The sequence below is a fragment of the Nocardioides sp. B129/18 genome (genome assembly GCF_055282735.1).
Genome location: NZ_JBUZJI010000051.1, coordinates 1 through 7222, shown reverse-complemented (window position 1 = coordinate 7222; position 7222 = coordinate 1). Strand labels below are relative to the sequence as shown.

Genomic DNA, 7222 nt, shown 5'->3' with positions numbered 1-7222 from the left:
CCCCCCCCCCCCCCCCCCCCCCCCCCCCCCCCCCCCCCCCCCCCCCCCCCCCACGACCGGCGGCGTGCGGACGACGACGTCGAGCCCCTCGGCGCGCAGGGCCTCGCACAGCCAGTCGGCGAAGCGCCGCATGCTCTGCTGCCGGTCGGGCGGATAGTTGCCCAGCACGACCACGCGCGCGGGTCGCGTCGTCATCGGCGCAGGTCGTCGCGGTGCTCGCGGTACCAGGCGACGGTGTCCTCCAGCCCCTGGCGCAGGTCGATGCGCGCCTTCCACCCCAGGGCGTTGATCATCGAGACGTCCATCAGCTTCTGCGGGGTGCCGTCGGGCTTCGTGGCGTCCCAGCGCACCTCGCCGTCGAAGCCGACCACCTCGCCGATGGTGTCGGCGATCTCGCGGATGGTGACGTCGCTGCCCGTGCCGACGTTGACCTGGGCGGCGCCGTCGTAGTGCTCGAGGAGGAACAGGCACGCCTCGGCCATGTCGTCGACGTGCATGAACTCGCGCCGCGGCGTGCCGGTGCCCCAGTTCTCCACGCTCGCCGCGCCCGAGCGGGCGGCCTCGTCGTAGCGACGGATGAGGGCGGGCAGCACGTGGGAGCGGGTGGGCGAGAAGTTGTCGCCGGGCCCGTAGAGGTTCGTCGGCATCGCCGAGATCCACGGCAGGCCGTGCTGACGACGCACCGCCTGCACGCCGAGGATGCCGGCGATCTTGGCGATGGCGTAGGCGTCGTTCGTGGGCTCGAGGGCCCCGGTCAGCAGGTACTCCTCGCGCAGCGGCTGCGGCGCGAGCTTGGGGTAGATGCACGAGGAGCCGAGGAAGAGCAGCCGCTCCACGCCGTGGGCGAGGGCGGCGTCGAGGACGTTGACCTGGATGAGCAGGTTGTTGGACCAGAAGTCCATCGGGTACGTGCTGTTGGCCATGATCCCGCCGACCTTCGCGGCCGCGAGCGCCACGTAGCGGGGACGCTGCTCGGCGAAGAAGGCGAAGACGGCGTCGCGATCGCACAGGTCGAGCTCGGCCGAGGTGGGCCCGACCAGACGCTCGAAGCCGGCGCCCTCGAGGTGACGCCACAGCGCTCCGCCCACGAGCCCTCGACGGCCGGCGACGAAGAAGACCGCCTCGCGGTCCAGGGGGCCGGGGGCGTGGATCTGGTCGCTCACGCGGTGCCCCAGCTCGGGAGCCGGACGGCGTCGATCCACGGTCGGCCCTGGTGCTCCAGCGCGGCGACGTCGGCCTCCACCATCAGCTCGGCCAGGCGTCGGCCGTCGACGGTGGCCTTCCAGCCCAGCCGCTCCCCGGCGTGCGTCGGGTCGCCGATGAGCGCGTCGACCTCGGTGGGCCGCAGGTACCGCTCGTCGAAGCGGACGTGGTCCTCCCACCGCAGCCCGACGTGGGAGAAGCTGATCTCGAGGAACTCCCGCACCGTGATGCCGATCCCGGTGGCGAGCACGAAGTCGTCGGGCTCGTCCGCCTGCAGCATCCGCCACATGCCCTCGACGTACTCGGCGGCGTAGCCCCAGTCGCGCACCGCGTCGAGGTTGCCCATGAACAGATGCTCCTGGCGACCGGCGGCGATCGCCGCGGCCGCCCGGGTGATCTTGCGCGTCACGAAGGTCTCGCCGCGGCGCGGGGACTCGTGGTTGAACAGGATGCCGTTGACCGCGAACATCCCGTACGCCTCGCGGTAGTTCTTGGTGATCCAGTAGCTGTAGAGCTTGGCCGCGGCGTAGGGCGAGCGCGGGTGGAAGGGCGTGGTCTCGCTCTGCGGCGGCGGCGTCGCGCCGTAGAGCTCGGAGGAGGACGCCTGGTAGAAGCGGACCTCGACGCCGGACTGCCGCACGGCCTCCAGCAGACGGATGGTGCCGGTGCCGGTGACGTCGGCGGTGTGCTCGGGCTCGTCGAAGGAGACCCGCACGTGCGACTGGGCGGCCAGGTTGTAGACCTCGTCGGGCCGGATCTGGGCGATCAGCGAGGCCAGCCGCGAGCCGTCGGCCAGGTCGGCGTAGTGCAGGAAGAGCCGCGCGCCGGCGTCGTGCGGGTCGACGTAGAGGTGGTCGATGCGCGCGGTGTTGAAGGTCGACGCGCGCCGGATGAGCCCGTGCACCTCGTACCCCTTCGCGAGCAGCAGCTCGGCGAGGTAGGAGCCGTCCTGGCCGGTGATGCCGGTGATCAGGGCACGTCGCATGCAGGGGTCTCCTCGGGTCGCCGGATCTGGTGATCCGCATGCTGATTCTGGTCGATCGGCCCCGGCGCCGCTGAGGATCCGGGGAATGTGGGGCGGCCCACCGGGGCGCTCCCGTCAGCAGACGCTCGTGTACGCCGCCGTCTGCGCACGGCCCTCGACGCCGGGGGTCAGGCGCATGCGCACCGGGGTGTCCCCGGAGCCTGCCGGCAGCGTCCAGCCGACGCTCGTGGTCTGCCCCGGCCTCAGCTCGACGAACAGCGTCACGACCGCACGGCCGTCGAGCTCGACGGCCGGGACGTCGCGGACGTAGCCGTCGATCGTGATCCGCGCGAGCGGCCGGCCGGGGGGCGCGAGGAGGTGCACGCGGACGACCTGGTGCCCCGGCGTGATCCCGAAGCCGCCACCGCCGGTGACGTAGCTCGGAAGGGCCGTGCCCGCGTCGGACGGCGCGGTCGAGGTGAGGCGGATGGTGCCGCGCAGGTCCCGCGCGCCGTCGGAGCAGCGCTGGGGCTCGATGCGCGCGGTGGTGCGCAGGTAGGAGGACATCTTGGCGCCCGTCGCGTCGTTGAGGGCGACGACGACGTCCCCGCGCCCGGGTCCGCGGCGCAGGTCGCCGCCGACGACGGTGCGCTCGAGCACCTTCTGCTCGGCGGCGTCGTCGCTGTCGACGAGCAGCCGCCCGTCGCGGGCCGCCCCGGCGAGGGCCTCGACGACCTTCCGCGGGTCGGCGCCGCCGCCGGCGACCCGGTCGAACACCGTCCGCGTCACTCCCTGGAAGAAGGCGTCCTGGGCGCCGGCCTGCGGGAAGCGACGGTAGACCCCGACGAGCAGCTCGTCGACGGCGTTCTGCGCGTCCAGGCGCACGCCCTGCACCTCGATCGGGCCGGTGGCCTCGAGCAGGCGCGCCGTCGTGACGGCGTCGATGGCCACGACGCCGTCGACCGGCTCGCGGCCCAGCGCGGCCCAGCGCGCGGACATCAGCTCGGCCGCGCGCGGGAAGTCCGGCGTGAAGCCGGCGTCGAGGAAGTACTGGCCCAGCTGGGGTCCGAAGATCGCCGACTCCGCGCGGCTGACCGGCAGGTCCGGCGAGCCGACGAGGCTGGAGCCCGCCACCTGGTCGCCCAGGGAGAGCCGCCCGTCGTCGGTGCGCAGCACCGCGACGGCGCCGGGCAGACCGCCCGTGGCCCGGATCTCGCCGTTGGTCTGGAAGACCAGGAGCAGATCGCGGCGGCCGTCGGCCCCCAGCATCCCCGGCAGCACCTCCAGCGCCTGCGAGCCCGCGTCGAGCCCGCGCCGCAGCGCGGTGACCTGCTCGTCGAGGTCGTCGAAGCGACCCCGCAGCGCCGAGACCAGCCCCGCCGGACGCACGGTGTCGAGGTCGTCCTGCGCGGCCCGGGCCGCCCGCGCGCCGGTGGCCACCGGCTCCTTCAGCGTCGCCAGGGCCGCGACGTCGATCCGGCCGTCCTGCGGCTTCAGCGCGTCGATGCGACCGGACGCGTCGACCAGGGCGGGGACGCCGTCGCGCGCGAGGAGCGCCAGGGCCCGGCTGGCCACGCGCACGGCGTCGGCGTCGTCGCCGATGCGGGGCAGCCGGGTGGCCAGGCCCCAGGACCAGCCGCCGGTGGCGTCGGCCGCCGAGGAGGTGTGGGTCCGCAGGTCCGCGGCCGCGCGATCGGCGGCGTCGTCGTCGCCCGAGCTCACCGCCGCGCGCAGCGCACGAGCGTCGTCGACGGCGGCCGTGAGGTCCGCCCGGGCGGTCCAGGCGAGCCTCGCCGTCCACGCGCCCCAGGCGAGGACCAGGAGGGCCACGACGGCCAGGCTCAGGAGGACGACGCGGCGGCGGCTCATGGGCGGGGATACCTGCTCTCGGAGGTCGGAGGGACGGCGATGGGCTCGCGCGGCAGGCGCGAGAAGACGTCAGCACCCGCGCCCCGAGGGGCGCAGGTGCTGACGAGGACGTGCGGCAGGGTCGGGCTCAGCCCCGGGACGGGCTCAGCGGACGACGATGGTGCGGGCGGCGTTCGCCTTCTGGTAGCGGGCCTTCACCTTCGGGGAGAAGGAGGCCTTGACCAGGTAGCGGCCGGTGGCGAGCGCGGGGATGCGGGCGTAGGCCTTGCCCTTGCGGACGATGAACCGGCCGGAGAACGCGGTGGCCGAGGCGCGGCCGCTGCTCTTGACGCGCGTGACGGAGACGGTGACGACGCCGTCGGGGCGCGACGGGCTCGCGGCACGGGCGATCGCGCTGATGCCCAGCTGGAACGCCTTGCCGGCCTCCGGCGTGGTGCGGGTCAGGATGTAGAGGTCGGTCTTGGCGCCCGGACCGGGGTAGGGGTCCGCGGCGACGGCGGTGCCGCCGACGCTCAGAGAGCCGAGGATCGCCATCAGGGCGACCGTCAGGGTCGCGAGGAACTTCTTCATGCGCTGGTGCTCCCGGGGAGGTGGGCGGCCTCGGTGGCCACGTACGAGGCCCAAGGAAACCACAGGTCGAGGCACCGCGGAGCGAAATCGTCGACTGGTCCAGCCCCCGGGCGCGAGGGGCACCGGCTCCCCGGACCTGCGGATGTCGTAGGGTCCGCCAGCATGCGGCGCGCCCTCATCACCGGCATCACCGGTCAGGACGGCTCCTACCTCGCCGAGCTCCTCCTCGCGAAGGACTACGAGGTGCACGGCCTGGTGCGCCGCTCCTCCTCCCTCGGCCGTCACCGCATCGATCACCTCGTCGAGGATCCCCGCCTGCACCTGCACTACGGCGACCTCACCGACGGCGCCAGCCTGATGACGCTGATCCTCGGGATCCGCCCCGAGGAGGTCTACAACCTCGGCGCGCAGAGCCACGTCAAGGTCTCCTTCGAGATGCCCGAGTACACCGCCTCCACCGACGCCCTCGGCACCCTGCGACTGCTCGAGGCGATCCGCGCGGCCGAGCTCGACTGCCGCTTCTACCAGGCCTCGACCTCCGAGATGTTCGGCGCCACCGCCCCGCCCCAGCACGAGGGCAGCGTCTTCCACCCGCGCTCGCCCTACGGCGCGGCCAAGCTCTACTCCCACTGGCTCACGCTGAACTACCGCGACGCCTACGGCCTCTTCGCGGTCTCCGGGATCCTGTTCAACCACGAGTCCCCGCGGCGCGGGGAGAACTTCGTGACCCGCAAGATCACCCAGGGCGTGGCCGCCATCGAGGCCGGCATCACCGACCGCCTCGTCCTCGGCAACCTCGACGCCGTCCGCGACTGGGGCTACGCACCGGAGTACGTCGAGGGCATGTGGCGGATGCTGCAGGCCGACGAGCCCGACGACTTCGTGCTGGCCACCGGCGTCGGCACCAGCGTGCGGGAGTTCTGCCACGCGGCCTTCTCCCACGCCGGCCTGGACTGGCGCGACCACGTCGTCCACGACGACTCCTACGAGCGACCCACCGAGGTCGACGCCCTCATCGGCGACGCCACGAAGGCGGCCGAGAGGCTGGGCTGGCGGGCCGAGACGGGGGCGGCCGAGCTGGCCCGGATCATGGTCGACGCCGATCGCCGCGCCATCGCCCACCTGCTGGGCCGCTGAGGTGGAGCCCGCCGGTCCGCCGCACGATCCCGCGCGCCCCCGGACGCACCTGGTCACCGGCGTCGGCGGCCAGGACGGCGTCCACCTGGCCCGAGCGCTGCTCGCCGACGGCGCGCGGGTCGTCGGGACCCACCAGGGCCCGCATCCCGGGGCGTACGGGGTCTACCTCGACGGCGTCACCCTGCGATCGTGGGACGTGCGCGAGGACGCCGTGTTCGCCGACCTCCTGGAGGAGCATCGGCCCGCGGTGGTGCACCACCTGGCCGCGCTCAGCTCGGTCGGCGACTCATGGGAGCGTCGCGAGGAGACCGACGAGGTCAACCACCGCGCCGTGGTCCGCCTGCTCGACCGCCTGCGCCGCCATGCCGACCGCCACGGCTGGGCCCCGCGCCTGCTGCTCGCCTCGAGCTCGGAGGTCTTCGGCGCGGCGACGCCCGGCACGGTGCTCGACGAGACCGGCCCGATCGCACCCGTCAGTCCCTACGGCGAGTCGAAGGCCCGCGCCCAGGAGGCCGTCGCCCGCGCCCGCGACGAGGGCCTCGACGCGGCCAGCCTCGTCCTCTTCGGCCATACCAGCTGCCTTCACGCCCAGCGCTTCGTGCTGCGACGCATCGCGCGCCACAGCGCCGAGGTCGCCCTCGGCCTGCGCGACGTGATCGCCGTGCGCGACCCCGAGGTCAGCCGCGACTGGGGCTCGGCGCCCGACCTCATGCGGGCCTTCGTCGCCGCCGCGCGCACGGCCACGGTCGACGACGTCGTCGTCGCCACCGGCCGGGCCTCCCGCCTGGGCGACATCGCCGAGTGGGCCGGCCGGGCCGCGGCGGCCGGGGTCGGCACGACGGCGCGCCCGACGCCGCTGGTCGCCGGCGGGGGCGACGCCGAGCGGCCGCGGGACGTGACGGCCGTGGTCGGCGATCCCGCCCGGGCGGGCGTCCTCCTGGGCTGGCGCCCCGAGGTCGACCTCCGCACCGAGGTGGAGCGGATGGTCGCCGCCGATCTGCGCCGCCTGCGCACCGGCGCCGAGGAGCACCCGGACCTCCTCGCGCCGCCTGCGCGCGACGACGCCGTCGCAGGGTCGCGCTGAGGTCGCCCTGACGTCGCCCTGACCTGCGTCCCGACGTGGCGGGGAGCACCGGGCAACCGGTCCAATCCACCGACGCGACGCGCCATGCTGCTCTACCGTCGGAGCCATGAGCAGCAGCACTCTCCCCCCGGCGGACGACTCCGCCGAGCGCACGCGCCTGGACCCCATCGCCGAGGCCCGCGCCGTCCTGCTGCAGCAGGACCAGGCCGCCGCCGCGCCGAAGCCCGCCACCGTCACCCGCCTCGACCCGATCGCCGAGGCCCGCGCCGCCCTGTTCGCCGAGGACGGCGCACCGCTCGCCGAGGCCGTCGAGGAGGAGCCCGAGGGCGGTCTGCGCTCGCGTCGCCGCAACGACCGGGTGACAACCCTTCCGCTGAGGGGTCCAGATGGGGTCG

At 74.3% G+C, this 7222-nt stretch carries 7 protein-coding genes; 3 read left to right on the top strand and 4 right to left on the bottom strand.

Going from position 1 to position 7222, the window contains the following annotated elements:
• Positions 1–191 precede the first annotated feature (191 nt).
• From ACZDWJ_RS19540 to ACZDWJ_RS19525, 4 genes are all read right to left on the bottom strand, one after another.
• Positions 192–1163 carry a GDP-L-fucose synthase family protein gene (locus ACZDWJ_RS19540; protein WP_463523827.1) on the bottom strand — a complete coding sequence of 324 codons (972 nt, stop codon included), beginning with the start codon at positions 1161–1163 and terminating at the stop codon, positions 192–194.
• Entirely contained in the window at positions 1160–2188 is a 1029-nt protein-coding gene (gene gmd, locus ACZDWJ_RS19535; RefSeq protein ID WP_463523825.1) for a GDP-mannose 4,6-dehydratase, read from the bottom strand. Before gmd (ACZDWJ_RS19535) ends, ACZDWJ_RS19540 begins: the two co-directional genes overlap by 4 nt.
• A 114-nt stretch (positions 2189–2302) precedes the next feature.
• A complete protein-coding gene (locus ACZDWJ_RS19530) occupies positions 2303–4036 on the bottom strand; it encodes a DUF4012 domain-containing protein (RefSeq protein WP_463523823.1) in 1734 nt (577 codons plus the stop codon).
• A 144-nt stretch (positions 4037–4180) separates the two neighbouring features.
• Entirely contained in the window at positions 4181–4606 is a 426-nt protein-coding gene (locus ACZDWJ_RS19525) for a hypothetical protein (protein ID WP_463523821.1), read from the bottom strand.
• Between the two features lie 162 nt (positions 4607–4768).
• On the opposite strand from ACZDWJ_RS19525, the gene gmd (ACZDWJ_RS19520) reads away from it, so the two are divergent.
• The 3 genes from gmd (ACZDWJ_RS19520) to ACZDWJ_RS19510 form a co-directional block, all read left to right on the top strand.
• Positions 4769–5743: a GDP-mannose 4,6-dehydratase gene (gmd, locus tag ACZDWJ_RS19520; protein ID WP_463523819.1), complete on the top strand. Its 975-nt coding sequence runs from the start codon at positions 4769–4771 to the stop codon at positions 5741–5743.
• Position 5744: 1 nt separating this feature from the next.
• The gene (locus ACZDWJ_RS19515) at positions 5745–6827 is read left to right on the top strand and encodes a GDP-mannose 4,6-dehydratase (RefSeq protein ID WP_463523817.1); all 1083 of its coding nucleotides are present in this window, start codon (positions 5745–5747) and stop codon (positions 6825–6827) included.
• Between the two features lie 106 nt (positions 6828–6933).
• On the top strand, positions 6934–7222 hold a 289-nt coding region (locus tag ACZDWJ_RS19510), incomplete at its 3' end, for a hypothetical protein (protein WP_463523815.1).